The organism is Candidatus Dorea massiliensis AP6 (assembly GCF_964245105.1).
Lineage (GTDB): Bacteria > Bacillota > Clostridia > Lachnospirales > Lachnospiraceae > Laedolimicola > Laedolimicola intestinihominis.
The window spans coordinates 236,402-261,928 of sequence record NZ_CAXTKW010000002.1 but is presented as its reverse complement, the minus strand read 5'-3'; the positions used below and the strand labels follow the sequence as shown (position 1 = coordinate 261,928).

Sequence of the window (25,527 nt, the reverse complement as noted above, 5' to 3'; positions counted from 1 at the left end):
TTCCTCTTACTTCTCGCCCAGATACTCTTCCAGGCAGATTCCCTGCTCCATGATTTCCCTGGCAGCCTCTTTCCCCACATAGCGGTAATGCCAGGGTTCGAAGATGATCCCCGTTTCCTCGGTCTTATCCGTGGGATAGCGCAGGATAAAGCCGTAGCGCCAGCAGTTTTCCTTGAGCCATTTAGCCTCCGGCGTCTCTGCCTGCTTATCGTCCAGAAGCTGATAATCCTTTGCCACAATATCTGCCGCCAGTCCCAGGTTATGCTCGCTGGTCCCGGGGTAGGCCACGACGGTTCCCGCCTGGCGATAGGCATCTTCATAGCTTAAGCCCTCGGCCTGCAGGCGGCTCACCTTATTGTTATAAAGGTCTATCTGCTTCTCCATGGTCCGATAAGCGGAGCAGATCCAGAAGTCCAGGCCCTCTTTCCGGCCATCGGCCAGCATCTGCTGCAGCTCTCCCACCGCCCGGCTGTCAAAATAGTAATTATTCTCGATTTCAGACACCCGGGGACGATAGCCCTCCGCCATGGGGTGCGTGGCGTTGACCAGGGTCAGCTTCCAGTCCCCGGCGCTTTCTTCCCCGTCCGGGTTATCGATTGTCCCACTGTCATGCTCAGCCGTCTGCGTCCTGTCATTTTCGGATTCTTCTGCTTCCGGTTCCGCCCCGGCTCTCGCCAGCAGACCCGTCTCTTTCGCAAATACAAGTTTCCCGCAAAGCAATCCCAGCACAAAGGCCATCAGCCAGATGGCTGCAAGAATCCGATAAAACTGCCTCTGCCGGCGGCGACGGCGGGATTCGGAACGCCCCGGTCTCTCATATACATGCTCACGCTGCATGTTCCTCACCTCTTGAAGCTCAGTATAGATGAGGAATGTATCCGGCTTGTATCATTTTAAAATTCTTTCAGCATTTCTCCAGCAGCACCTCTATGACGCCGCCGCAGACCATGCCCTCTTCCTCCGCGTCGCAGGCTGTCATGCTCACAGAAATCAGCTCCTGCCGCTTTTCCTTATCCTGCATAAGCCACCGGGCTTTTTCCTTCACGCCCGCTTCCACGCAACCGCCGCCGATGGTTCCGGATACGGTGCCGTCCTCCAGCACCAGCATTTTGGTACCGACGCTTCTTGGCGCCGATCCCCGGCGGGCTACGATGGTACACAGTACCTTCGCCCGTGTGTCCGTCCCGTCCCCGAGAAGCTCCAGCTGCTCCTCCGAGAAGCTGCTGTTCTTCTTATCCCCGTTTTTGACAGAAATGATTTCTCCCAGTATCGAGACCGCGATTTCCTTCGGCGTCTCCGCGTGAATGCCCAGTCCAATGGGGGCGTGAAGCCCTTCCACCTGCTCCGTCGGGACGCCCTGCTCCAGCAGATTTTTTCTGACCAGTGCGGAACGTCCTTTGCTTCCCATCATGCCCAGATAGGCGTAGGTTTTCTTTACAATTTTTTCCAAACAAACCAGGTCGTAACGATGTCCGCGGCTCATGACCACAAAATACGTATCCTCGTCGCTGTCCACTGCGTCCAGCCCCTGTTCGAAGCTGTCGCAGATCACCCGCTTCGCGCCGGCCCGTCTGGCTCCGTCCGCAAAATACGGGCGGTCCTCCAGAACCGTCACATCAAAGCCCAGCAGCAGCGCCATACGAAGCAGCGCCACGCCCACATGGCCCGCGCCGCAGATCACCAGCTTCTTCGCTTCTCCCAGACAGTCGCAGAATACCGTCTCCCCTGCCAGCTCCTGCTGCCCTTCGGCCCGGATTGCCCCGGCCTCCTCCCGGTGTTCTGTGAAGAAGCCCTGTCCGGTTCTCTCCCAGAGAAGCCCGTCTCCGGCAAAAAAGGCTTTTTCCCCCGCATGGGGTCCCTTTAAGACGGTCAGAATCCGTTTTTCCTTTTTATCCTGATATTCCTGTAAGATGGTATATAAATGACGCAAGTTTTCCACAATCCTTCTTTCTTTATGCGCGGATATCCACATCTGCGAGTTCCTTTTCCCCACATTCCACCAGGCGCACCCTTTCCGGATACCGCTTTATCACCTGACGGCCTCCGGTATCGCCGGTCAGCTCCAGAAGCTCCGGGAAATAGTTTCGGTCCCAGAGGACCGGATTGCCCCGCCGCTCCCCGTGTCCGGCGCAGACGATAGCCCCGGGATAAGAAAAGCCCTCCTCCAGAAGTCTCTCCATAGTCGCCGGTTCCAGATAGGGCTGGTCGCAGACCATACACAATACGCCCCGCAGATCCGGATTCTGCCGAAGACATTCCGTAAGTCCAAGCTGCAGGGAATGGCTGATTCCCCGCTCCGGCTCCCGGTTTATCACAGCCCTCACGCCGCGCTCCCCGGCTGCCCCGGCTATTTCCGGAAACCGGGTCACAATCACACGGGTGCAGTCCGAAAAAGCGCCCAGCTTATCCAACGTTACTTCGTACAGGGGACGCCCGTCCACCTGCTCCTCCAGAAGCTTATTTCCGCCGTACCGGCTGGACAGCCCCGCTGCCAGCGCCACGATACCGTACTGCCGCCCTACCAGCGTCCGGACGGCCTCCGCACAGCCCCGTCCTATCTTATGGGATTTATCGGAAATGAGATGAACCAGGCTTTCGTCCTTTCTCGGATCCACGTCCCCGATTTTCATGCCCTTCTTTACCGGCACGCCTGCCTGCAGCATGCCCCGGATCACGCCGTCGATCTGCGCGTACACCGGCTCGCCGCCCGTATAGGCCAGGACGCTGCCCTTCTCTACGATATCGCCGATGGCTGCCACCGGTTCCATCACGCCGTCCCCGGAAGCCTTGATCAGGCGCTCCCTGGCGTAGCCGCCCACCATGCCCGGCACGCCCGTATTAGGAATGGCGCTGCCTTTGTAGAGCGGGCAGCCCAGGTTCTCACCCCGCATGGTTTCGATGACCGCGTGGCAGTCTGTCCCTGCCCGGAAGCCGGGCCCCAGAGCCAGCACCAGCGGCGCGTCCGTAAGCCTTGTGCCAATATTTTTCTTCGCCATGATGGCGTCAATGACCACCTCCGGCTGCCAGATCTTTCGCACCCGGGCTTCCGGATCTACCAGCACGCTGATGACGCCCTGTTCCGAGCGGGCTATGGCTTCCTCCGCCGATCCGGCCAGCACGCCGGTCACGCCCTCTACCTCCGCCCGCCCCTCGTAGACCGCCCGGGAATAGGCCACCTGGCGGCGTACCGTCAGCGGTACGGCGATTTCTGTCATGATAATCCGGTGGCCCTCCCGGAAAAGCTCCCAGGCCACGCCGGTAGCCAGATCCCCGGCTCCCTTGATTAAGATCTTCATCTTTTCTCTCCTGCTCTCTGAAGGTTCCAGGGCGGCATCAGATCCGCCGCCATGAGAATCCTCGTTTCCGGACTCGCAAGCGCTTTCGCAGCTTCCAGCGCCGCTGCCTCCCGCTCCCGGGTGTCCGCCTTGTTAAACAACACCGCGTAGGCCATACCGGCCCTCACGCCCTTTTTGCCTCCTGCCGGACTGGCCGCCAGCTTCGCCAGATCTGCCGCCGTCAGGACGTCCTTCTCTTCTTTTCCGAGAATGGCGCAGACCTCTTCCACACGGCAGCAGACCTCTTTGATAGGCTGCCCCACTCCGTCCAGTCCATACACGCAGAGCACAAGCCCCGTCTCCGGCAGCAACACCGGTTCGCCCTCTCTGGGCGCTTTGACCGGCTTCTCTCTGGCTCCGTCTGCCTCCAACAGAAGCCAGATCCCCTCCGCCAGAAGCTCCCGGTAAAACGGATCCGGCAGCGCTTTACATTTCCAGTCGGAAACAGGCTCTCCCATCCAGAGAGTGCCTGTCTTCTTTAACATCTCCCGGGCCGCCTGCAGATCCGGACGGTCCAGAAATCCTGTATTCTTTTCATATTGGATATGGGTGGTGGTGCCTGCGGCCGCTGAGATTCCCAGTTTTTTACATTCCAACTGGAAACGGCGCAGGCAGGTGGTTTTTCCGCCTGCGCCCACGATGGAAACGACCCGGTTCTTTTCCAGTTTCCTGCCGGAAGCAAAGTTGCTTTCGACCAGATCCAGGGCCGCCAGCAGCGACTCCCGCTCCACCCATTTTCCGTCTATCCATTCTTTTAACATGTCTTATCCGAATCAGTCTATCCCCAGCGCAATCTTCTCGCTGGTAATCGGCAGGTTCCGGTGCCATACGCCCGTCGCGTTATAGATGGCATGGGCCAGGGCCGGAGCCGGGGTATTGATCACGATCTCACCGATGGATTTCACGCCGAAGGGGCCGGTGGGCTCGAAGCTCGGCTTAAATTCCACCCGGAAATGTCCCATATCTTGGCGGGTCGGGATCTTGTACTGCATCAGGGAACTATTGATAAGCTTACCCTTCTCCGTGTACTGGATATTCTCGTAGAGCGTCATTCCGATTCCCTGTCCTAAGCCTCCCTCCACCTGGACCGTCGCCAGGTTCGGGTTCACAACCGTACCGCAGTCTACCACCGCCGCATAGTCCAGGATCTCCACATGGCCCGTCTCCTTATCCAGCTCGATTTCCACCGCGCCTGCCATATAGGGAGGCGGCGATACCGGGGAACTGTGGCTTTCCGTCACCTGTAACGCGATTTCGTTGCAGACCTGGGCCTTGTAGCCGATCTCCTCGCTGGTAACGGATTTTCCGGTTTTCACATCGGTGGCTTTTCTGCCGTCGAACTCCACGTCCTCCGGGTCGCATTCCAGCATGCCTGCCGCCACCTGGCAGATCCGTTTTTCCAGCTCTGTGGCCGCCTTGACCACGGCCTGACCGGTAATATAGGTGGTACTGGAGGCGTAGGATCCGGAATCATAGGGAGAGCTGTCTGTGTCCGCGCCGGAGACGAAGATCTCGTCGGTGGTCACATGCAGACATTCCGCCGCCATCTGGGCCAGAATGGTATCGCAGCCGGTTCCCATATCCGCCGCCGCGATGGCCAGCTTATAGGTACCGTCCTCGTTGAGCATGATCGTCGCGGATCCCACGTCCACGTTGGAGATACAGGAGCCCTGCATGGCCATGCCCACGCCTACGGCGCGTACCTTGCCATTTCCCATATCCCGGGCAGGGTATTTTTCCTTCCAGCCAATCATTTCGCAGGCCCGGACCAGACACTCGTCCAGACGGCAGCTCTCTGCCACCTCGCCGAAATAAGCCGGCATAAGCATCTTTTCCCGTACCACATTTTTCAGTCGGAGCTCCACCGGATCCATCTGAAGAACCGTCGCCAGCTCATTTACGATGGATTCCAGGGCAAAGATTCCCTGGGTGGCTCCATAGCCCCGGTACGCGCCTGTGGCAAGCTGATTCGTATAGACTACGTCAAATACGTGACGGAAGGCCTCCAGGTTGGCCGTATACAGGGGAATCGCCTTGTGTCCCGTCAGTCCCGCCGTAGTGGGGCCATGGTCGCCGTAAGCGCCTGTATTGGACAGGTTGTAAAGGTCGATGGCCCGGATCGTTCCGTCCCGGTCTGCGCCGATGCTGACCCGGACGTCCATCTCATGACGGGGAGATCCGGCAATCTGGCTTTCTTTTCTGGTGTAAATGATCTTGGACGGCTTCTTTGTCATCCAGGTAACAAAGGCCGGATATATCTCCGTCACCACCGTCTGCTTGGCGCCGAAGCCGCCGCCAATCCGGGGCTTCATGGCCCGCACCTTTGCCCTGGGAATTCCGAGGGCCGTGGATACAATTCGTCTTACATGGAATACGATCTGGGTCGAGCTTACGACCACCAGTCTTCCGTAGGTGTCGATATAGCAATAGGTCCGGAAGGTCTCCATCATGGCCTGGTTGACCGCCGGGACATGGTAGGTGCGGGTAAGCTTTACCTCACAGTCCTCAAGGACCGCCTCCACATCTCCGTCTCCGTCCTCCATATGGGCGCAGAGATTCCGCCTGTTGTCGGCTCCCACCGGGAACCGGGATTCCCAGTTGTCCTCCGGATGCACCAGGATTTCATTGTCGATGGCCTCATGGTAATCCAGCAGCGCCGGAAGCACCTGATATTTCACCCGGATCACCCGCAGGGCCTTATCCACACATTCTTCATTCTCGCCTGCTACAATCGCTACCGGATCGCCCACAAAGCGCACATGCTGATCGAGAATCAGATGGTCGTAGGGGCTCCACTCCGGATAGGTCTGTCCCGCTGTGGCAAACCGGTTCTTCGGCACGTCCTTCCAGGTATACACTGCCTCGATACCCGGAATCTTCAGGGCCGCCGCGTAGTTTACGTCCTCCACGATGGCATTGGCGTGGGGGCTGCGAAGAAGCTTTACCACCAGACATTCCTTCGGGGCGAGGTCATCTACATAGACCGGCTGTCCCGTCACCAGCGCTATGGCGTCCTTCTTGCGTTCCCGTTTTCCTACTTCCCGCATGCGGCACCTCCGTTCTTCTTATACTCGATAAAGGCGTGCATTCCCCGCAGCTGTCCCTCATAGCCGGAGCAGCGGCACAGGTTGCCTGCCAGATACTGCTTGATTTTCTCGTCGGTGGGCTCCGGGTTCTCCCGGAACAGGGCGATGGCGTTCATAATCATGCCCGGATTGCAGAAGCCGCACTGCTCCGCGCCCTGATCGGCGATAAAGGAGCCAAATTCCTCTGCCTCCTTCTGCAGTCCCTCCAGGGTCTCCACCCGGCGTCCCTCTGCCCGCGCCGCGAGCATGGCGCAGGAAAGCACCGGGGTACCGTCCAGAAATACGGTACAGAGTCCGCAGTTGGTGGTCTCACAACCGCATTTTACACTGTAGCAGCCATGCTTCCGGACAAAATCAAAGAGTGTCATATCCGCGGCAATCTCATCTGTTATCTTTTTTCCGTTTAAGGTCATCGTTACGATCATGTCAGCCTCACTCCTTTCCCTGAATCTCTGCGAAGGCACGTCCTAGCAGTACGCCCGCCAGATGACGGCGGAAAGCCTCGGAGGCGCGCATATTGCTCTGGAACGGGGTTTCATCTGCCAGACGCTTTGCCGTCTCCTTGTCCATGCGCTCGATCTCATACAGCTTCGCGATACCCGGTCTTGCGCCGATCACGGCCTTCTTTACGCCGCCGCAGTCGGATACGGCCACGGTCAGCACCGGAAAATCGGTTCGTGTGTTCCGGTGGGACAGATACGCAAAATGACCCGGACATTTCTTTACGATGACCCGCACCAGAATGTCATTGTCACGTTTCATTTTTACAAATTCTGACATTGGGACAACGCCGCCCTTATAGAGCTCCACGTAGGAATCCAGGGCCAGAAACGCCGTCATTACATCAGAGAAGCCGAAGCGTCCGAAGATGCTGCCGCCTACCGTAGCCAGGTTCCGGAACTGGGTGCCCACGATATCGCAGACCGCGTCATGCACCAGTCCCTCGCACAGGGTGTTCAGTCCCTCATGCAGCTCGATCTGACGTAAGGTCGCCATGCAGCCGATGAAAAATGCTTCCTCCGTCTCCTCGATCTGATCAAGACCCAGGCCTGACAGATCGATGGCCTTCTGCACGTTCCGGTTGCCCAGGCGGAGCCACAGCATACCGCCCAGGATCTTGTTGGTGCGCTTCTGGTTCAGCTCCCAGGCCTCCTCCAGACTTTCCACCCTTACCAATTCTCTTATTTTTATCATGCTATTCCTCCTTTGGGAGAACAATATTCAGGATAATCGCTACCAGGGCAGCCGGTACGATACCGGATCCGCCGAAGATGAGCTGTACGCTCTGGGGCAGTCCTGCCAGCACGCCGCTGTTGGCGCCCAGACCATAGCCCAGACCCAGTGCTACAGATACAATCGTCGTGTTGCGGACGGTCATTTTCTCCTTGGTAATCAGGCCGATACCGCTGACAACGATGGAGGAGAACATCATGACTGCCGCGCCGCCCAGAACGCTCTGGGGCATAATGGAAATCAGTGCGGACAGCTTGGGGAACAGGCCGCAGAGAATCAGGAACACGGCTCCGGTCGCCAGGGCAAACCGGTTTACCACCTTGGTCATGGTGACCAGACCTACGTTCTGGCTGAAGGAGGTGTTCGGAAGCACGCCGAACAGGGAAGCCAGGGAGGATCCCACGCCGTCGCAGACTACGCCGCCGGACAGCTCGGAATCGGTCGCCTCCCGAGCCATACCGCCCTCAATGACGCCGGAGATATCTCCTACGGTCTCCACCGCGGTTACCACGAACATAATCAGCACCGGAACAATGGCTCTGGGATCGAAGACCAGCTTCACCGGCATCAGGGCCGGAACCGCGAACCATTTTGCCTGGGCTACCTTGTCCCAGTTCAGAACCCATGCCTTAGTATACTCCACACCCTCCGCGGTTACTCCGGTGGTGGGCAGAACCAGCGCCATGATCGCCGCCACAATATAGCCTACAATAATTCCAATCAGAATCGAAGAAACACTGGTCATTCCCTTGGTACCATGCTTCAGCGCAATGATGACCACCAGCACCAGAGTTCCCAGGAGCAGGTTTTCCATGGAGCCGTAATCCTTGGCGGAGCTTCCGCCGCCAAAGGATCCCACGCCTACGGAAATCAGGGACAGACCGATGGAAAGCACCACGGTACCGGTCACAACTGCCGGGAAGAAGCGGCGCAGGGGCTTCAGCATAAAGCCCAGAACCGTCTCAAAGAGGCCGCCAATCAGGGAAGCCCCCAGAATCGCGCCGTACGCCAGGATACCGCCGCCCATGACGCCTGCCACACTGTTGAATACGCCGATAAAGCCGGAGCTGGTACCCATGATAATCGGCACCTTTCCGCCCACCGGACCGATGGCGTACAGCTGAATCAGGGTTACAATTCCCGCCACCAGCATGGCGTTCTGCAGAAGCGCTACCTGCACCTCCGCAAATTCCGTACCGGAGCCGATTCCGCAGGCTCCTGTGATAATCAGAATCGGGGTCAGATTTCCCACAAACATGGCCAGCACGTGCTGGAGTCCCAGGGGAAATGCTTTTCGAAAAGGCATTTTGCCATAAAAATCATAGGCTGCTTTCTTGTTTTCTACTTCATTCATACATGTTTCTCCTCATTTGCGATAGATAAATTCTTACCTGTTTTTCATAGTTCCAGGGTATACATACCCTCCCACCGGATAGCTGCCCCAAGCATCGCCTGCTGCAGCAGCTCCTTCTCTGTGGGCTTCGCCTTCCAGGCCATCCCACAGCCTGCAGTAATCTCCCGGGGAATGGGAATCAGTCTGCCGGGAAGCCCCTCCTTTTCACAATGCCGTTCCATTTTCATGGCCTCGGTGGTGGTTCCGAAGGAGATCACCAGCGCTTCTGTTTTTTTCCGCATTGTCTTACTCCTCCGCCAGCTCCCGGACGGCTGCAGCCGCCTCGTCTGCCTCTGCCTCCGTATTGAAATAAGAAAAGCTGAACCGGACTGCCCCCTGCTCCCGGGTTCCCAGCGCCTCATGCATAAGCGGCGCGCAGTGGGCTCCTCCCCGGACGGCGATCCCGTAATCCTCATAGAGCCAGTCCGCCACCCTTGCGGAATCATAATCCCGGATATTCAGGGACTGGATTCCCGTCCGCCGGTTCAGATCCGGATTTCCGTAGAGGGTTACGCCCTCCACCTCCTTCACGCCGTCCACAAACCGCCGAAGAAGCGCCTGCTCCCGGGCGCGAATCTGCTCCACGCCGGTCTCCAGAAGCCAACGGGCCGCCGCGCCCAGGCCCGCGATTCCATGGCCGTTCAGGGTGCCCGCCTCCAGCGCCGCCGGCATCTCCGACGGATGCTCCCGGTCGAAGCTGTGAATTCCGCTTCCGCCCACCTTCAGCGGCCGGATCGAAAGACCGGGACGGACGCAGACGCCTCCGGTTCCCTGGGGGCCGTAAAGTCCCTTATGTCCCGTGAAGCACAGGACGTCAATCCCCATACGTTCCATATCCATGTGGACTGCGCCCGCCGTCTGCACAGCGTCTACGATAAGCAAAAGGCTGTGCTTTTTTGCGAAGGCTGCCGCACGTTCCAGATCGGTGATATTGCCCGTCAGATTGGAGGCGTGGGTGATGATCAGGGCTTTTGTGTTCGGACGGAGCAGGGATTCCAACTCATCGTAAGCCAGGATGCCTGCCTGCCGCTCCTCCCCGGCTTCCGCCTTTACAGGAAGCACCGACAACTCCACGCCCTGCAGCCGGTACAGGGGCCGCAGCACGGAATTGTGCTCGCAGACGGTGGTAATCACATGATCCCCCGGCCCGAACAGACCGCCAAGCGCCAGGTTCAGGCTCTCGGTGGCATTGGCCGTAAAGGCCACCTGCTCCGGAGCCGCCGCGCCCAGAAGCTCTGCCAGGCTTTCTCTGGCCCGGTAGATGGTCCGTCCCGCGTAAAGGGACGCGTCATGGACGCCCCTTCCGGAATTTCCCATGGAAGCCATGGCTTCCAGAAGGGCCTCCTTTACGCACTCGGGCTTTTGCAGGGTGGTCGCCCCGTTATCCAGATAAATCATGGCTTAACGATTTTCGCCGCGCCCGCCATGGTCTCGGCGATGACATACATATTGGTGACCTCGCCCACCTTTAAGCTGTCTGTCAGCCCGTAATGGTTCAGGCAGGTGCCGCAGGTGAGAATCTGTACGCCCTGAGCCTCCAGGGACTTCAAATCCTCCAGGGACGCGGACCCCTCGCAGGTGAGAGCGGCGCCTCCATTATAAAAGAGCAGGGTCTTCGGCAGGGTATCCAGCTGTGTCAGCGCATAGATGTACCCCTTCATCAGAAGCCGTCCAAGCTCCGGATCTCCCTCTCCCATGGTGGCGGAGGCTATCACGACCACCGTATTCTCCCTGGCGTCGGGAATACAGGTTTCTGACTCCGCTTCCGTCGGCGCAGTCTGCTTATCTGCTGCGTTTTCGCCAATCTCCATGGTTACCTGATACTGTCTGTCCGAAAGCTTTTTGGAGCTGACCTTGTAGCCCTTCTGATTGGCCATCTTGGTCAGGTTCTGGACTGCAATCTCATTGTCTACCAGCGTCTCCACCACACCGCTTCCGCCCAGCTCTTTAATGGCGTTTTTGGTCTTCACTACGGGAATCGGGCAAGCGTCGCCCAGTGCGTTTACCTGAATCATGTTTCTTTCCCTCCTGTTCCTTTCTTATTTTTATGAAAATTTCTTTCTATAAAAAACAACTTCCTTCTTTATAAATAATTACCTATGAGTCTCCTTCGACTACCAGAATCTCCGGCTCCGTGCGCTCCACAATCTCGCCCACGATCTCCGCCGGAAGTCCCGCCGCGCGAAGCTCATTTCTCAGATCCTCTGCCTCCTCCGCGCCCACTGCAAACAGCAGGCCGCCGGAGGTCTGCGGATCAAAGAGCAGTTCCTCCATGGCAAATGGGATGTCTTTGAATTTTACATATTTTTCCACATGGTTTCGGTTCTTCTGTCCGGCCGCCGTCAGCAGAAATTCCTCTGCATGATGCAGCGCTTCCTCGATGCGCGGCACCTTCTCCGCCTGTATCCGACAGGACAGCTTTCCGTCCATCATCTCATGGAGATGGCCCAGAAAACCAAAGCCCGTCACATCGGTACAGGCGTGAATCTCGTAGTTTCTTCCTATCTCAGAGGCTGTTTTATTCAGCGTAATCATGGACGCAATCGCCTCCGCCATCGCCTCTTCGGAAGCCTCGCCCACCCGGTTCGCCGTGCAGACGATACCAACGCCCAGCTTTTTCGTGAAAATCAGCCTGTCGCCGGGACGTCCGCCATTGTTGGACCAGATGCGATCCGGGTGTACCAGGCCCATGACTGACAGTCCATATTTTACATCCGTATCATTGATGGAATGGCCTCCCGCCAGGATGCCTCCGGCCTCCAGCACCTTTTCCGATCCGCCCCGCATGATTTCTCCCAGGATATTCAGATCCGCAGACTCCGGAAAGCAGACGATATTGAGCGCGGTTTTCACGTCGCCACCCATGGCGTAGATATCGCTTAAGGCGTTGGCTGCCGCTATTTTCCCGAAAGTATAGGGGTCGTCCACCATCGGCGGAAAAAAATCCAGGGTCTGGACCACCGCTGTGTCGTCGCTGATGCGGTAAACCGCCGCGTCGTCCTTGCTGTCGTAGCCCACCAGAAAATCCGGATTCTCCGGCCCCCTGGGCAGCTTTTCCAGGACATGGCTTAAAACGCCGGCTCCCAGCTTTGCTGTACAGCCGCCGCCCTTACAGAATACGATTTTTTCACTCATAGTTTTTCTTCTAATCCAATCTTTATTCCACTTCACTCTGATCGCGGAATTTCACGTTTCCGGTTGCTGCGTCCATGCTCTCTACGATGGCCAGGGATTCCAGCTGATAGCCAAGGTTCCGGATCATCCGTCCGCCGGACTGGAAGCCCTTCTCTACAGCGATTCCGATACCTTCCACGGTGCCGCCTGCCTGTGCCACGATGGAAATCAGTCCCTGCAGCGCGCAGCCATTTGCCAGAAAGTCGTCGATGATCAGCACGTGATCCTCCGGCCCTAAGAAGCGTTTGGATACGATGACCTGATTTTTGTTCTTGTGCGTGAAAGATTCTACCTCTGCCACGTACACGTCCCCGTCGATGTTGATGCTCTGGCTCTTCTTGGCAAATACCACCGGTACGTCGAAGTAGCTGGCTACCACACAGGCGATGCCGATACCGGAGGCCTCGATGGTCATGATTTTATTGATATTCTTGTCCGCGAAGCGCTTTTTGAACTCCTCGCCCATCTGCTTGAACAGGTTGATGTCCATCTGATGATTCAGAAAGCTGTCTACTTTCAGGACGTTGCCTTCTTTTACGATGCCGTCTTTTAAAATTCTTTCTTCCAGGAAATTCATGGTTTTTCTCCTTTTTGTCGTTTCTTTCTACTAATGTTATCTTTAAAAATAGCATAGATATCGACATTTTTCAAGGAAGTTTGCGCTATAGGGCAAAATAAATGGCAAGACCTGAGGAACCGAGGCGGAGATAATAATTTACTTCTCCGCTGTCTCCCTCGCGGTAAACAACCTGCGCCGTCCGGGAACCGTCCGGATTCACATCGCTGATGCCCCATTCTTCGCTTACCAGCCTTCTGGCGTCGTCTTCGGTATAGCCCTTCTTTTCGTAAAGGTGTACCTGATTTTCGTAGGCAGTCCTATCTCCATCGGAAAGTATGGCGTCTGCCAGCTCCCAGCTCTGCGTAACGCGCTCTGTTGTCAGGCCCAGATAGGAGCCAAATTTTTGAGCCCAAGCTGTCACGTCCGAATCCGTCACGTCCGAATCCGTCACCGCCAAATCAGCCACGTCCGAATCGGTCGCCGCCGCGCCGGAACGGATTCCATTCTCATAATCCTCGCTCCACTCCCGAATGGCCAACTCCAGAAGCTTACCGGTCTCGTCATCCAGGACAGCTTCCAGGATCAATCTGTCCTTCTCCGTGTCCATTTGGAAATTCAGCATCCAGATAATCATGGATTTTTCCCCGCTGGGGTCGATATAGAAAATCGGATCCGCACTCTGCTCTGCGTCCTGTTCTGTCATTTCAGCTGTGCGGAAGGTTTCGTCCAGTACGCCCATTTCGCATAAGGTACCAAGCTCTTCCTCCGCTTTCGCAAGGCTTCCTGCCACGTCGTAATTTTTCCCTTTTTCCAATACCGTGGTGCTCGCGTCGGCGCTCAGAAACAGCTCCGCCTTTTCTACCATACTAAGCTCTGTCTGGGACGTAATCCGCACCTCCGGCGCTTCCTCCGTCTCCACCACAGACAGACGCCTGTCGTCCTGCCATTTTCGGAAAGCCAGGGGAACGCCAAAGCCTACTGACGCCGCCAGAAGCAATGCTCCCACGGTCAGAAGCCAGCTTTTGCGGGATCTGCAGTTTTTTCTTCTCATGCTTTCTCCTCCCCGGCCTGTTCCGGCAGCCATACCCTTACCAGCGTTCCTTTTCCTTCCTCGCTCTGAAAATCCAGTCTGCCCCCATGACGCTTTACGATTTCCGCACAGATGGACAGTCCCAGACCCGCTCCGCCCTGCTTCCGGGAGCGGGATTTATCCACCATATAAAAGGCTTCTGTGATCCGGCTAAGCTCTGCCTCCGGCATGCCCTTTCCCTTGTCGCACACATAAAAGGCATAGCCTCCCTGCTCCGGACGCCCCAGCAGCGTCAGCCTCTTTTCCCGACCGCTGCCCTCCATGGCCTTCCGGCCATTGTCCAGAAGATTCATCAGCACCGTTTTCATCAGATCCGGCTCCAGCTCCACCTGCCTGTCCTCTACCGACACCCAAAGACGGATCTCCTGCTTTTCCAGGGCAGGCTCCAGGATCCCCCGGATTTCCTCCGCCAGCCACTCGGTGGACACGCGTCTTTTCACAAGCTCCTGATGGCGGAGCACCATCAGATCCAGAAGCTTAAAGGACAGGGCCTCCAACCGCTTTCCTTCTTTAAAAATATAATTGGCCGCGTCCATCCGTTCCTCTTCCGTCATCTCCCGGCTCCGCAGCATATCCGCGTAGCCAATCATCGAGGTCAGCGGAGTCTTCAGCTCATGGGCAAAGCTTCCGATAAAATCCTCCTGCCGTCTGGCCGTATCCTGAAGCTCCGTAAACTGCTGCTCCAGATGGTCTGCCATCCGATTGAAATCCCGGGTAAGCCTTCCCACCTCGTCCTCGGATTCCACCCGAGCCCGCACCTCCATGTCGCCGTTGGCGATGCGGCGGGCGGCCCGGGAGAGACGGCGCAGGGGCTTCAGAAGCCATACGGTCATCAGATAGCACACTGGAAGCTCTAAAAGCAAAACCACCAGCATCCACTGGCGGTAAATCCGGTACTGATCGGCCCGGTCGTTAAAAAGGGTTGTCACATCCCGGTCGCTTTCCAGGTAAATGACACGCTTTTCTCCCAGCAAAATCCGGCTCATGGTAGCCAGCTCGTATGTGCCGTTTTCCTCGCGAAGCTCCCGGGCGCGGGTTTCCCCGGATGCGGCTTTGATGAGCTTTTGGATGTCTTTTTCCTTCTCCTGATCGTAGGGGATTTGTTTTTCCATGTAGAGAGGCTGGCCATCCCCGTCATAGATGCGGAAGGTCAGGCCGCTGTCCGTCATTCCCTGGGACATGGCCTCCGCTGTTTTCTGAATTTCTTTATCTGTAAAATTCTGCCATTCCTGTACCGTGGTATTCCAGTAGGCCACGAAGGAATAGGCCAGCATCCTGTTTTCCTCCGCCGCGTTCCGGGTCTCCCGCTGCCAGGACGACGAAAACAGGGTGCCTAAAAGTGCATAGCCGCCCAGTCCCATCACCAGCATGCTGATGACCAGCATGGAAATACTGATTTTCCAGGAAAATTTCATCCGTTATCCTCTTTTCATTTTTATACTCTACGTTCTGCCTCCGAACAGTCTATATTCTGAACCAGTTGCCGCAGATAGCTTTATTCCCCGTACTGATTACGGGCAATAGCGGTATCCTACTCTGTACACGGTCTGAATCTGCTCCTCCAGGCCCGCTTTTTTCCGCATCCGCTGCACATGCAGATCCACGGTCCGGCTGTCGCCCATGTATTCGCCGCCCCAAATGCGCTCGTAGATGGTCTCCCGGTAAAGGGCGATATTTTTATTGCGCACAAAGAGCAGGAGAAGGTCAAATTCCTTTTTCGTAAGGCTGATGGTCTCGCCCTTCTTTGTGACCGTCCGGGAGGCCGTATCGATAACCAGGTCGCCCTCAGTCAGCACCTGTTCGGTCTTATGGTAGCGCCGCAGCACCGATTCCACCCGGGCCAGAAGCTCGATGATTTCAAAGGGCTTGGTCAGGTAATCGTCCGCCCCCATGCGGAGTCCCTTCACCCGATCCGCCACGCTCGCTTTCGCCGTCAGAAAAATCACCGGAATCTCCAGGGGCGCGATATAATCCATGATCTCGTAGCCGTCCGCGCCCGGCAGCATGATATCCAGAAGTACCAGATCGTAGGGCTTTTTATCCAGCATATCCACCGCCGCCAGCCCGTCGTAGGCGCAGTCGCAGGCATACCCGGCCCTGGTCAGGTTGACCTTTATCAGATTGGAAATGGAGTGTTCGTCCTCCACCACTAAGATTTGCAGCATTTTACTCTCTCCTTCTATATGATAGAGTGTATCATATCTGCATCATATTTGCATCATGGTTGAACTTTGATCAACCATGATGTAAATGGTTCTTTCTTGTTTCAGTCACACCCTTCTTTATTTTTCCATAAACTAACTATATAGTATCAGGAGGCTTGCCTATGAATCCGCTGCTTACGCTGGAGCATGTCGGCTTCGCCTACCATCAGGCGGAGGGCGAAACTCCGGCTCTTTCCGATATTTCTTTTACCCTGGAAGCCGGCCATTTTCTGGCTATTGTGGGGCCAAGCGGCTGTGGAAAATCCACGCTGCTTTCCCTGATCTCCGGCCTCCTTCTGCCGGAGGAGGGCCGTATCCTGCTCCACGGCCTGCCGGTCCGGGAAGCCCGGGCCAACATTGGTTACATGCTCCAGAGAGACCATCTTTTTGAGTGGCGCACCGTCTACACCAATGTGCTGCTGGGCCTGGAAATCCAGCATCAGAAAACGCCCGAAAAGCTTCAAAAAGTCGATCACATGCTGGACTCCTACGGTCTGTCCGGCTTTCGGAACGCCCGTCCCTCCCAGCTCTCCGGCGGCATGCGGCAAAGGGCAGCGCTGATCCGCACTCTGGCTCTGGAGCCCGACCTGCTGCTTCTCGACGAACCATTTTCAGCGCTGGATTATCAGACCCGGCTGACGGTCTGCGATGATATCTATGAGATTATTAAAAAGGAGGAGAAGACGGCGATTCTTGTGACCCACGATCTGTCGGAGGCCATCAGTATGGCCGACGAGGTACTGGTGCTCTCGGCGCGGCCCGGGCGCATCCGGAAACGGGTGTCTGTCAAGTTTGATTTGGCTAACCGCACGCCCATGCGTTCCCGCAGCGCGCCGGAATTCAAGGATTATTTCAACACCATCTGGAAGGAGCTGAACGACCATGCCTGATCTTGCAAATTGCTCCCTGGCCCAGCAGAATTTTCTGAAAAAACAGACCCGGCTCCGGAACCGGGTGCGGCTGGCAAGGCTTCTCATTTTCCTTGGCTTTCTGGTTTTATGGGAGGCCAGCACGAGGATGCACCTCATCGACGCCTTTATTTTCAGCAGTCCCACCCGGGTGATCCACACTTTTCTCTCCATGGGCCGGGACGGCTCCATATTTCTCCATGTGGGCGTGACGCTTCTGGAGACGCTGGTGAGCTTTCTTCTGGTCTTTCTCTTAAGTCTTCTGACCGCCGTGCTGCTCTGGCTGTCGCCGGGGCTGTCCCGTACTCTGGAGCCTTATCTGGTGGTCTTAAACAGTCTGCCCAAATCCGCCCTGGCCCCGCTTCTCATCGTCTGGCTGGGCGCCAATATGCGGACCATCATTGTGGCCGGAATTTCCGTGGCGGTCTTTGGCAGTATTCTGACGCTGTATACCGGATTTCAGCAGATTTCCGCAGAGAAAATCAAGCTCATCTACACACTGGGCGGCGATAGGCGCGACGTACTCCGGAAGGTGGTGCTGCCCGGCTCCGTCCCCATTTTTCTGAATACCATGAAGGTCAATATCGGACTTTGCCTGGTGGGCGTCATCATCGGAGAATTTATCGGCAGCCGCCGGGGGCTTGGGTATCTGATTATCTATGGCAGCCAGGTGTTTCAGCTGGATCTGGTGCTGATGTCCATCGTCATCCTGTGCGGGCTGGCTATGGGGCTGTATCAGGGGTTAAATGTGGTGGAGCGGAGGTTGACACGACGGTAATAAAGAGATAACATACGCTTCGCGAATTTTACTCGTTGCTCACGTAAAAACAGGAGATGCACACTCGCACCTCCTGCTACATATTTCCTATTTTTCTGTCCTTATATTTCCGCAATCTACGCTTCTGGGTTTACGCGTTCTCTGATTTTCCCGCCAGATAATTGATAAACTGCTGGGCTGTTCTGCCGGAGATACCGCCGTGGCTCAGCTCCCACTTGTTGGCCTCGGCGCAAAGCTCTGCGTCGGTCAGGGTAATCTCCGGGTAGCGCTTCGCAAGCTCCGTGACGATCTGGAAGTATTCCTTCTGAGTTGGCTTGGAGAAATTGATGGTCACGCCGAAACGGGCCACCAGGGACAGCTTCTCCTGCATGGTGTCGGACCGGTGCATGCCCTCGTCCTGCTCCATGTCGCTCCGATCGCCCCAGGTCTCCCGGATCAGGTGGCGGCGGTTGGAGGTGGCGTAGATCAGCACATTATCCGGCTTGGTTTCCATACCTCCCTCGATGACAGCCTTCAGGAACTTGTACTCGATCTCAAACTCCTCGAAGGACAGATCGTCCATGTAAATGATAAAGCGGTAGTTCCGGTTCTTGATCTGGGCAATGACGCTGGACAGATCCTGGAACTGATGCTTGTAAATCTCAATCATACGCAGACCCTGATCGTAATACTCGTTCAGAATGGCCTTGATGCTGGTGGATTTGCCGGTACCGGCGTCTCCGAACAGCAGTACATTATTGGCCGGAAGACCTTTTACAAAGGCCTCTGTATTATCAACCAACTTTTTCTTCTGAATTTCATAGCCTACCAGGTCCTTCAAAAGCACCTGCTCTGTATTGTTGACCGGCAGGAATTCCACGCCGTTCGTCACCGCCTTGATGCGGAAGGCCTTATTCAGACCGAACATACCTACGCCGTAGGCTTTGTAAAAATCTGTAATTATTTTGAAGATTTCATTTTCATCTTCTGCCTGCTCGATCTGACGGCTCACCGCCTGTACCTTTTCACTGACGTTTTTATTGTACATCCGCTCTTTTTTGCCGATGGCCTTATAGTGGCAGACGGTGCTGAAGCAGTCAATCTCCAGATCCCGCTCAATGGCGCTAAAATCAAAGTCAAACAGGTGTTTGAACACCTTGAAATCTGCCTTTGCGAAATGGTTCACGGTTCCGTCGTTGGCTCCCACCTTCTCGCTGGTCATACTGAAGGAATTTTCGTTGGTCAGAAGAATAAAGGTCAGGTAATTGTGCCAGAGATTCTCGTCGAATCCGTATACGGTAGACAGATCCAGAAGCGCCTTCATCTGCTCGTAGATCCGCGTGGTCAGCTCTGCCGCGCTGCAGTTATCCTTTTCATAATCCTCAAAAATACCGGCCAGTTTCCGGAGGATGCTGTTTTCTCCCAGATCCCGGTATAATATTAATTTTGCGACTTCCTTGTACATAATTTTGCTCCTCGTCCTTTTCTGTTACCGTTTCTATACGCTAACATTTTTCATCTGCTCTGCGTCGGCTCCAAGCCTGAGACGCAGAGTGCTGTTATGCTGTATTATAACGCAGGGAAAGATGTCTGTACAGTTGATTTTATCTATTCCAGCCTGCATTTTCCTTTGGTTTTTATCTGTCCTGTTCCTTTTTGGCTCCTTTCGGCTCGCTTGACAGTTCCATGGATTCCTTTTATAATTGGGCTAATATATGAATTTTCCGGGAGGTATCATTTTATGAAACAATGCATGGATTCAGATAATCTGCACCGCAGATTAAAAAAGATCATCGGCCAGGTTCAGGCCATCGACCGCATGATCGACGAGGATATCCCCTGTGAAGACATTCTCTCCCAGATCAACGCCGCCAAATCTGCCCTGCACAAGGCCGGTCAGGTGATTCTGGAAGGCCACATCCAGCACTGCGTCCGGGACGGCATCCAGCATGGGGACGCGGATAAGACCATCGAGAGCTTCACCAAGGCGGTGGAACGATTCGCAAATATGAAATAGAAATGGGAAGTCCCCTTGCCGGGTGTGTGAAACACCTTGCAAGGGGACTCTGTTTTTATGACACTACGGTCTCGCACTCTTTCTTCTTATTTTTCTCCTTCTCCGTCACCACCCGGTCATACCGCCACACGGACAGTACCATTCCTGCCGCCAGCGCGGTGATGGTGATGCTGCTCCAGCCTTCGGCCAGGAAGGGAAGGTTGGAGAAATGGCTGAACTGGTAGCCCAGGTTTTCTACCAGGTAGATGACGGTCTCCAGGGTCAGGAGGAGGCCGCCGGAGAGGGCTATGGTGCGGCCCAGGCGATTACGGATACGGAAGGTCAGGAAGAGCAGGGCGGCCGGAAGGCTGACACTGAGCAACATCAGCGCGGCGGCCGGAATGCGTCCGTAATGGAGTACCCACCAGGCAGCCCGGTAATTGCTCTGATATTTATCCGGGAGAATCTTTTCCAGCGTCGGATGCTCCAGAAACTGAAGCCGATATTCCCGGTAGGCCGCGAAGCTGGAAAATGGGCTGTCCTCCCCGGACGTCTCGCCGATGCGCTGATCCTTCCAGTGTCCGGCCCCATTTTTCCCATAATACCATTCGCCGGTGCCGTAATTCAAAAGCTCCTCTCTGCTAAGCTGTACCTCTCCCAAATTTTCCGCCCGGCTAAGAAGCTCCCGGATCAGCATGTTATTATAACTGTCATCCCAGGCCGTGGAGTTAGCCGCGTAGGCCTCTGGATGGATGCAGCGGTTCCAGAGCTCCCGCGCCTGACTTCCCGGCGCGGCCCAGAGGGTCAGGAGTACCGCAAAGCCAAGGATAGCCGCCGCGATGGCCTTTCCGGCAGACCCGCCAAACCAGCCTTTGACCGCCATGTAGAGCTCGATTCCCAGACAGGTCAGAAGCAGGCACAGCACCGGAATCCAGGAGCCGCCGGGTCGGAAACCCCGGGACAGACGGAGGGCAGCCAGATAAAAGGCCTGCGCCAGGGTAAGGAGCGCGATGGCTCGACAGCCTCCCGCCCGTCTTCGATACAACCAGACTGCCGACACCGGGACGCCAAGTCCCAGAATCAGCACCTGGAAACCGGAGCTGTACAGCCGATAAAGCGTCATATTTTCAGAGCCATAGCCTGCAAGCAGCCTCTGACAAAAGCCGCCCGCTGCCAGCACGCCGCAGAAAATTCCAATGGTTTTCACCACTGCGCCCGCATGTTTCAGCAAAAATGGATAACCCTGATACATCATCATCAGAAGGAGCCCAAGCCCCCAGATGTAACAGGTTCCATCAGAAAGGCTGTAAGCCAGATCCGACAGACTGTTCCAACTTCCCCCGAACGCCACCAGTTCACCCAATTCAATCACCAGCAAAAGCCCGATAATTCCAAGCAGCGGCCAGGGCGTCCGGATCCGATGCTGCCGGTTTAACTCCATCCCGATGACATCCGGCTCGCCCATATCCCGGATGGCCCGGCCAAGCGCCTCTTCCTCCGACAGCCCATATCCTCGGTAGTCCTCCGCCTTGTCTTCAATGTGCCCCCGCAGCTCCTCGTTAATCTCCGCATGGCAGAGCCTGCAGGCAATCTGCTCATCCACCGTCTCCAAAAATAAATCCATCTTATCCCGCAAAGCCCACGCCTCCCTTCAGCACATTCCGGACGGCCCGCTCGTACTCCTGCCATTCCTGCTGCTTGGACTTCAATAACTTTCCGCCGCCCTTCGTCAGATGGTAATACTTCCGCTTCCGGCCATTTTCCACGCACTGCTCATAGCTCTCCACCGCCCCCTGCTCCTCCAGGCTGTGAAGAATCGGGTACAGGGTTCCCTCCTTCAGGGAAAAGACCCGAGCGCTCCGCTCTTCCAGAAGCCGGATCATCTGGTAGCCGTACAGGTCGCCCTCCTCCAGAAGCTTCAGCACCAGCATGGACGTGCTGATCGCCATCATTTTCTTGTCCATGGGAAATTCCTCCTTTTCCGTTTTCTCGTTTCCAAAATAATACCTAGATTTTCTATGCTTTTATATTACATAGGAAATCTAGGTATGTCAAGGAACATTTTTCTCTTCTCATAAAAAAAGAGTGCGCATCCCCCCGGAGGTTTTTTTGCTCTATCGGAAGCATGGCTTTCGTGTTTTAATGTGGCACAGTAATTCCTGTAGAGCAAAAAAGCACCGTAAATTGTCCATCTGACAATTACACGGTGCTTCCGCTTCCTTTATTTTTTTATTCAAGCAATTTTTGAATTTTATTCCGCGTGGAACGGCTTTACATCCTTTACCGCTTCTTTTACGCTGATTTCCTTGTCGTTCTCGTCGATGTCAAGCAGATGATACCGGTCATTTCCCATCCCCAGCTCTTTCATGTAGGTGAGCTGGCGCAGGCCGTGGCGGGTCTCCATGCGCTCTACCAGGGCGTGATGATCATGCTCATTCAGGGCGTATACCAGATCTACGGAGGCCTGGTCTACGGCCAGGATGTCGGTGGAGGCTACGATGCCGATGTTCGGGGTGACTACCGGCTCTGCTGCCACTCCTTCGCAGTCGCAGGATACTGACATGTTGCGAAGAACGTTGATGTATACAATCTTATCGCCGAAATGGTCAAAGACGGATTTGGTGGATTCGGTCATGCGCTCCATGAATTCTTCTTCGGCGATGCTCCACTGGTTGTCGGATCCCTCTACGGTGTGGATCCATTTTTTTCCGATGCGGCCGTCTGCGCAGCCGATACCGATGTTCTTATTGGATCCGCCGAAGCCGCCCATGGTATGTCCTTTGAAATGGGTCAGAGCCAGGAAGGAGTCGTAGTTCGCCAGGTTTTTGCCTACGGACATTTCTTTGAACCATTTGCCGCCTTTAATCGGGAACAGAGCTGTGCCGTCCTCGTCCATGATGTCTACGGGGCAGAAGGTCCAGCCGTTGACTTTCAGAGTCTCACGATGGGCTTCGGTGGTGTAGCGGTCGCCCTCGTAATAGGTGTTGGTCTCGACGATGTTGCCATTCGGGATGTCGTTTTTGATGAGTGCTTCTACCCACGGACGCGGAATGATGTTCGGACCGTGCTTTTCGCCGGTGTGCAGCTTCACTGCCACTTTGCCGGTCAGGTGGCCGCCTACTTTCTGAAATATGTTATGCAGTCCTTCTGCGGTGAGGTTTTTGGTGAAGTATACGGTGGATTCGCCGCCGGTGCGCTCCTCATAGGAAATATAGTGATCACCGCCGGTTCCGGGTGTTTTCTGATCTGACATGTTGAAATCCTCCTTTTACAGATGCTTTTGGCAAAATAATGCTTTCGGATAAAAATAGCCTACTCTGATTTTATTTTAAACCTTAAAGTAGGGTTGAAGTCAAGGATTTTTTATCTCCTGCTTACTTATTCTAAGACGGACGGAAGAGAGGGGCCGGAGAGTTGCAGTTTTTTATATTTTGTGTCTTGGCTTTATACCCCTATGGGTATAGTGTGTCGTTACAAGTCATATACCAATAGGGGTATATGTAATATGTGCTTGTATGATAAGAAAGGAGTATTAAAGTTATTATGAATGCTGTTATGGAGAAGCTGGAGGCCTTTGGGGAGCTTGGTGGTATAAAAATCTTGTTATCTCTACTCTTGCTCTGATAGCGAACCTGACGGGCTTGATGCCCGGGTTACCGTTTGATCCGGCCTTCCGTCCCCCTTATTTATTAAGACTTTCTGAAGATTCTTTCTATATCCTTGACATTTTTTCATGAATATTCTATTGTACTAATTAAGTAATACAATTTGTCTGTAACTATGTGAAAGGAGCGTGATCCCATGCCCTGGATCCTTGATGACACCCGTCCCATCTACCTACAGCTGGAAGACATCATCAAATCCAAAATCATCGCCGGCATCTATAAGCCCGGCCAAAAGCTTCCATCCGTGCGGGAACTGGCCGCCGAAGCCGCCGTCAACCCCAACACCATGCAAAAAGCTCTGGCCGAGCTGGAACGCAGCGGCCTGGTCTACACTCAGCGCACCAGCGGCAGATACATCACCGAGGACACCGCCATTATGCAAAATCTGAAACACCAGCTGGCCCACGACCTGATCTATCAGTTTCTGGAAGCCATGGCTCACTTAGGATACACCAGAGAAGAAAGCATTCAGCTTCTCATCGAAGAAAGCAAGGAGGAAGTGTAAATGAACGAACTCTTAACCTGTACAGGGCTCACCAAGCAATACGGCTCCAAGGCTGCCCTGGACAACCTGAACCTGACCTTACCCCGGGGCCGCATCATCGGCCTCTTAGGACCAAACGGCAGCGGCAAGACGACCCTGATCAAGCTTATCAACGGCCTGCTCGCTCCCACCGCCGGACAGCTGTACATCAATGGAAATGAGCCCGGCCCTGACACCAAAAAAGTCGTCTCTTACCTGCCTGAACGCACGTATTTCAACAGCTGGATGAAAGTCAACGACATTCTGGACTTCTTCTGCGATTTCTACGCGGACTTCCGCCGGAACCGCGCCGAAGATATGCTCCAGCGTCTGGGCATCGACCCGACGGCCCGCCTGTCCACCATGTCCAAGGGTACCAAGGAAAAGGTGCAGCTCATCATGGTTATGAGCCGGGACGCTGACCTGTACTGCCTGGACGAGCCCATCGGCGGCGTGGATCCGGCAGCCCGGGACTATATTCTCCAGACAATCATTTCCAATTATAATGAAAATGCGTCGGTTCTGATCTCGACTCACCTCATTTCCGATATTGAAAATGTGCTGGACGACGTGATTTTCATCCAGAACGGCCACATCCGCCTGCATACTTCCGTGGATGCTATCCGGGAGCAGGAAGGGAAATCGGTGGACACTTTATTCAGGGAGGTATTCAGATGTTAGGAAAATTGATAAAATACGAATTTAAGGCAGTGAACCGGTTGATGATTCCGCTGCATCTGGGGCTCATTGCCATTACGATTTTCGGCCGCTTTTATGTTCAGCTGGCGCTGAACCGTCCGCGCTTCAACGACGGGAATGTTTGGATGACCTTTGCGGACACATCTCTGATTATTTTTTATGTCATCGCGCTGGTCGCCATCGCGCTGATTACTTCCATTTATCTGTCGATCCTGCGATTTCAAAAAAATCTGTTCACAGATGAAGGGTACCTGATGCACACGCTTCCGGTATCTGTCCATGAACAGATCTGGGGAAAGCTGATCGTGACGACTGTCTGGATTGCCATCGATACGGTGCTTCTCATTCTTTCTATTCTGGTGATGCTTTTGAACAAGGATCTGATCTCTGCGGTCTTTGATGAGGTCCCTACTCTGTTTATCAGTTTTCGGGACAATTTCGGGGTATCTCCGGTTGCTGCAGGGCTTGTGTGGATTCCGCTTTTTGTTTTATCGGAAATGGCGAGTATCCTGATTTACTATATGTGTATTACCATTGGACATAGCTTTCATACCCATAAAATTTTGTCTTCTGTCGGTATTTTTGTGGGCGTTACGATTCTTTCTAACGTAATTGCCGGTATTCTGACCGGAATTACTGCTACTACCTATTCCACTGGGACTTCTCTGTTTTCCGGTCTGTCGTTCACGGCTCATATGTTTTCGGCCAGCTGGTCTAATACGACGGCTTTCTGGCTTAGTTCGGTTATTTCGGCTTTAATTTCGTTGATGCAGGGTGGGGTTTGTTATTGGCTGACGGCCTACTTTATGAAGAATAGTTTGAATTTGGAATAATAAGACGGACGAAAAAGAGGAAAACCGGGACCCAGCCCGGGGAATCTTTCTTTCACTACGGTGTCCGCGAAG

General features: G+C 54.9%; 26 protein-coding genes. 6 read left to right on the top strand and 20 right to left on the bottom strand.

Annotated features, from left to right (window positions below; translation table 11 throughout):
- Positions 1-6: 6 nt before the first annotated feature.
- The 16 genes from ACESZP_RS03675 to ACESZP_RS03600 form a co-directional block, all read right to left on the bottom strand.
- Positions 7-837: a M15 family metallopeptidase gene (locus tag ACESZP_RS03675; protein WP_499708067.1), complete on the bottom strand. Its 831-nt coding sequence runs from the start codon at positions 835-837 to the stop codon at positions 7-9.
- Between the two features lie 67 nt (positions 838-904).
- Complete coding sequence (locus ACESZP_RS03670) at positions 905-1,939, bottom strand: XdhC family protein (RefSeq protein WP_499708066.1); 1,035 nt, start codon at positions 1,937-1,939, stop codon at positions 905-907.
- Positions 1,940-1,952: 13 nt separating this feature from the next.
- The gene (gene yqeB / locus ACESZP_RS03665; RefSeq protein ID WP_499708065.1) at positions 1,953-3,296 is read right to left on the bottom strand and encodes a selenium-dependent molybdenum cofactor biosynthesis protein YqeB; all 1,344 of its coding nucleotides are present in this window, start codon (positions 3,294-3,296) and stop codon (positions 1,953-1,955) included.
- A complete protein-coding gene (gene yqeC, locus ACESZP_RS03660) occupies positions 3,293-4,096 on the bottom strand; it encodes a selenium cofactor biosynthesis protein YqeC (protein WP_499708064.1) in 804 nt (267 codons plus the stop codon). The genes yqeB and yqeC overlap by 4 nt, the downstream gene beginning before the upstream one ends.
- A gap of 12 nt (positions 4,097-4,108) precedes the next feature.
- On the bottom strand, positions 4,109-6,382 hold the full coding sequence (locus ACESZP_RS03655) for a xanthine dehydrogenase family protein molybdopterin-binding subunit (protein WP_499708063.1): 2,274 nt from the start codon (positions 6,380-6,382) through the stop codon (positions 4,109-4,111).
- Positions 6,370-6,846, bottom strand: a complete 477-nt coding sequence (locus tag ACESZP_RS03650) for a (2Fe-2S)-binding protein (protein ID WP_499708062.1) — start codon at positions 6,844-6,846, stop codon at positions 6,370-6,372. The genes ACESZP_RS03655 and ACESZP_RS03650 overlap by 13 nt, the downstream gene beginning before the upstream one ends.
- A gap of 7 nt (positions 6,847-6,853) precedes the next feature.
- Positions 6,854-7,615 (bottom strand): FAD binding domain-containing protein, encoded by a 762-nt coding sequence (locus ACESZP_RS03645; protein WP_499708061.1) that lies wholly within the window; start codon positions 7,613-7,615, stop codon positions 6,854-6,856.
- A 1-nt stretch (position 7,616) separates the two neighbouring features.
- The gene (locus tag ACESZP_RS03640; protein ID WP_349163636.1) at positions 7,617-9,008 is read right to left on the bottom strand and encodes a uracil-xanthine permease family protein; all 1,392 of its coding nucleotides are present in this window, start codon (positions 9,006-9,008) and stop codon (positions 7,617-7,619) included.
- 44 nt (positions 9,009-9,052) lie between these two features.
- The gene (locus ACESZP_RS03635) at positions 9,053-9,289 is read right to left on the bottom strand and encodes a putative Se/S carrier protein (RefSeq protein ID WP_178039786.1); all 237 of its coding nucleotides are present in this window, start codon (positions 9,287-9,289) and stop codon (positions 9,053-9,055) included.
- A gap of 4 nt (positions 9,290-9,293) precedes the next feature.
- Entirely contained in the window at positions 9,294-10,445 is a 1,152-nt protein-coding gene (locus ACESZP_RS03630) for an aminotransferase class V-fold PLP-dependent enzyme (protein WP_499708060.1), read from the bottom strand.
- Positions 10,442-11,062, bottom strand: a complete 621-nt coding sequence (gene yedF, locus ACESZP_RS03625) for a sulfurtransferase-like selenium metabolism protein YedF (protein WP_499708059.1) — start codon at positions 11,060-11,062, stop codon at positions 10,442-10,444. Before yedF ends, ACESZP_RS03630 begins: the two co-directional genes overlap by 4 nt.
- Positions 11,063-11,144: 82 nt before the next feature.
- Entirely contained in the window at positions 11,145-12,182 is a 1,038-nt protein-coding gene (gene selD / locus ACESZP_RS03620; RefSeq protein WP_499708058.1) for a selenide, water dikinase SelD, read from the bottom strand.
- Between the two features lie 22 nt (positions 12,183-12,204).
- On the bottom strand, positions 12,205-12,798 hold the full coding sequence (locus ACESZP_RS03615; RefSeq protein ID WP_178039790.1) for a xanthine phosphoribosyltransferase: 594 nt from the start codon (positions 12,796-12,798) through the stop codon (positions 12,205-12,207).
- 85 nt (positions 12,799-12,883) lie between these two features.
- On the bottom strand, positions 12,884-13,831 hold the full coding sequence (locus ACESZP_RS03610; protein ID WP_499708057.1) for a hypothetical protein: 948 nt from the start codon (positions 13,829-13,831) through the stop codon (positions 12,884-12,886).
- Positions 13,828-15,285, bottom strand: a complete 1,458-nt coding sequence (locus ACESZP_RS03605; RefSeq protein WP_499708056.1) for a sensor histidine kinase — start codon at positions 15,283-15,285, stop codon at positions 13,828-13,830. The genes ACESZP_RS03610 and ACESZP_RS03605 overlap by 4 nt, the downstream gene beginning before the upstream one ends.
- 96 nt (positions 15,286-15,381) lie before the next feature.
- Complete coding sequence (locus ACESZP_RS03600) at positions 15,382-16,035, bottom strand: response regulator transcription factor (RefSeq protein WP_499708055.1); 654 nt, start codon at positions 16,033-16,035, stop codon at positions 15,382-15,384.
- 161 nt (positions 16,036-16,196) lie between these two features.
- Here ACESZP_RS03600 and ACESZP_RS03595 point away from each other — a divergent pair, with 161 nt between their 5' ends.
- Positions 16,197-16,964, top strand: a complete 768-nt coding sequence (locus ACESZP_RS03595) for an ABC transporter ATP-binding protein (protein WP_499708054.1) — start codon at positions 16,197-16,199, stop codon at positions 16,962-16,964.
- Positions 16,957-17,760: an ABC transporter permease gene (locus ACESZP_RS03590; RefSeq protein WP_499708053.1), complete on the top strand. Its 804-nt coding sequence runs from the start codon at positions 16,957-16,959 to the stop codon at positions 17,758-17,760. The genes ACESZP_RS03595 and ACESZP_RS03590 overlap by 8 nt, the downstream gene beginning before the upstream one ends.
- Before the next feature lie 130 nt (positions 17,761-17,890).
- Here ACESZP_RS03590 and ACESZP_RS03585 read toward each other — a convergent pair whose 3' ends face one another.
- Positions 17,891-19,204 carry an ATP-binding protein gene (locus tag ACESZP_RS03585; RefSeq protein WP_499708052.1) on the bottom strand — a complete coding sequence of 438 codons (1,314 nt, stop codon included), beginning with the start codon at positions 19,202-19,204 and terminating at the stop codon, positions 17,891-17,893.
- Positions 19,205-19,480: 276 nt separating this feature from the next.
- Between ACESZP_RS03585 and ACESZP_RS03580 the strand changes: the two genes are divergently transcribed.
- A complete protein-coding gene (locus ACESZP_RS03580; protein ID WP_178038542.1) occupies positions 19,481-19,756 on the top strand; it encodes a metal-sensing transcriptional repressor in 276 nt (91 codons plus the stop codon).
- A 55-nt stretch (positions 19,757-19,811) separates the two neighbouring features.
- Here the strand turns inward: ACESZP_RS03580 and ACESZP_RS03575 are convergent, their stop codons facing one another.
- From ACESZP_RS03575 to ACESZP_RS03565, 3 genes are all read right to left on the bottom strand, one after another.
- Positions 19,812-21,371, bottom strand: a complete 1,560-nt coding sequence (locus tag ACESZP_RS03575) for a permease prefix domain 1-containing protein (RefSeq protein WP_178038543.1) — start codon at positions 21,369-21,371, stop codon at positions 19,812-19,814.
- Positions 21,361-21,699, bottom strand: a complete 339-nt coding sequence (locus ACESZP_RS03570; RefSeq protein WP_178038544.1) for a helix-turn-helix transcriptional regulator — start codon at positions 21,697-21,699, stop codon at positions 21,361-21,363. Before ACESZP_RS03570 ends, ACESZP_RS03575 begins: the two co-directional genes overlap by 11 nt.
- Before the next feature lie 287 nt (positions 21,700-21,986).
- Positions 21,987-22,988, bottom strand: a complete 1,002-nt coding sequence (locus ACESZP_RS03565) for a DUF362 domain-containing protein (protein ID WP_499708051.1) — start codon at positions 22,986-22,988, stop codon at positions 21,987-21,989.
- Positions 22,989-23,536: 548 nt separating this feature from the next.
- On the opposite strand from ACESZP_RS03565, the gene ACESZP_RS03560 reads away from it, so the two are divergent.
- The 3 genes from ACESZP_RS03560 to ACESZP_RS03550 are packed head-to-tail and all read left to right on the top strand — an operon-like array spanning position 23,537 to position 25,455.
- The gene (locus ACESZP_RS03560; RefSeq protein ID WP_499708050.1) at positions 23,537-23,905 is read left to right on the top strand and encodes a GntR family transcriptional regulator; all 369 of its coding nucleotides are present in this window, start codon (positions 23,537-23,539) and stop codon (positions 23,903-23,905) included.
- Positions 23,906-24,604, top strand: coding sequence for an ATP-binding cassette domain-containing protein (locus ACESZP_RS03555; RefSeq protein WP_178038548.1), 699 nt, complete (start codon positions 23,906-23,908; stop codon positions 24,602-24,604).
- Positions 24,598-25,455 carry a hypothetical protein gene (locus tag ACESZP_RS03550; protein ID WP_499708049.1) on the top strand — a complete coding sequence of 286 codons (858 nt, stop codon included), beginning with the start codon at positions 24,598-24,600 and terminating at the stop codon, positions 25,453-25,455. Before ACESZP_RS03555 ends, ACESZP_RS03550 begins: the two co-directional genes overlap by 7 nt.
- The last annotated feature ends 72 nt before the right edge of the window (positions 25,456-25,527 follow it).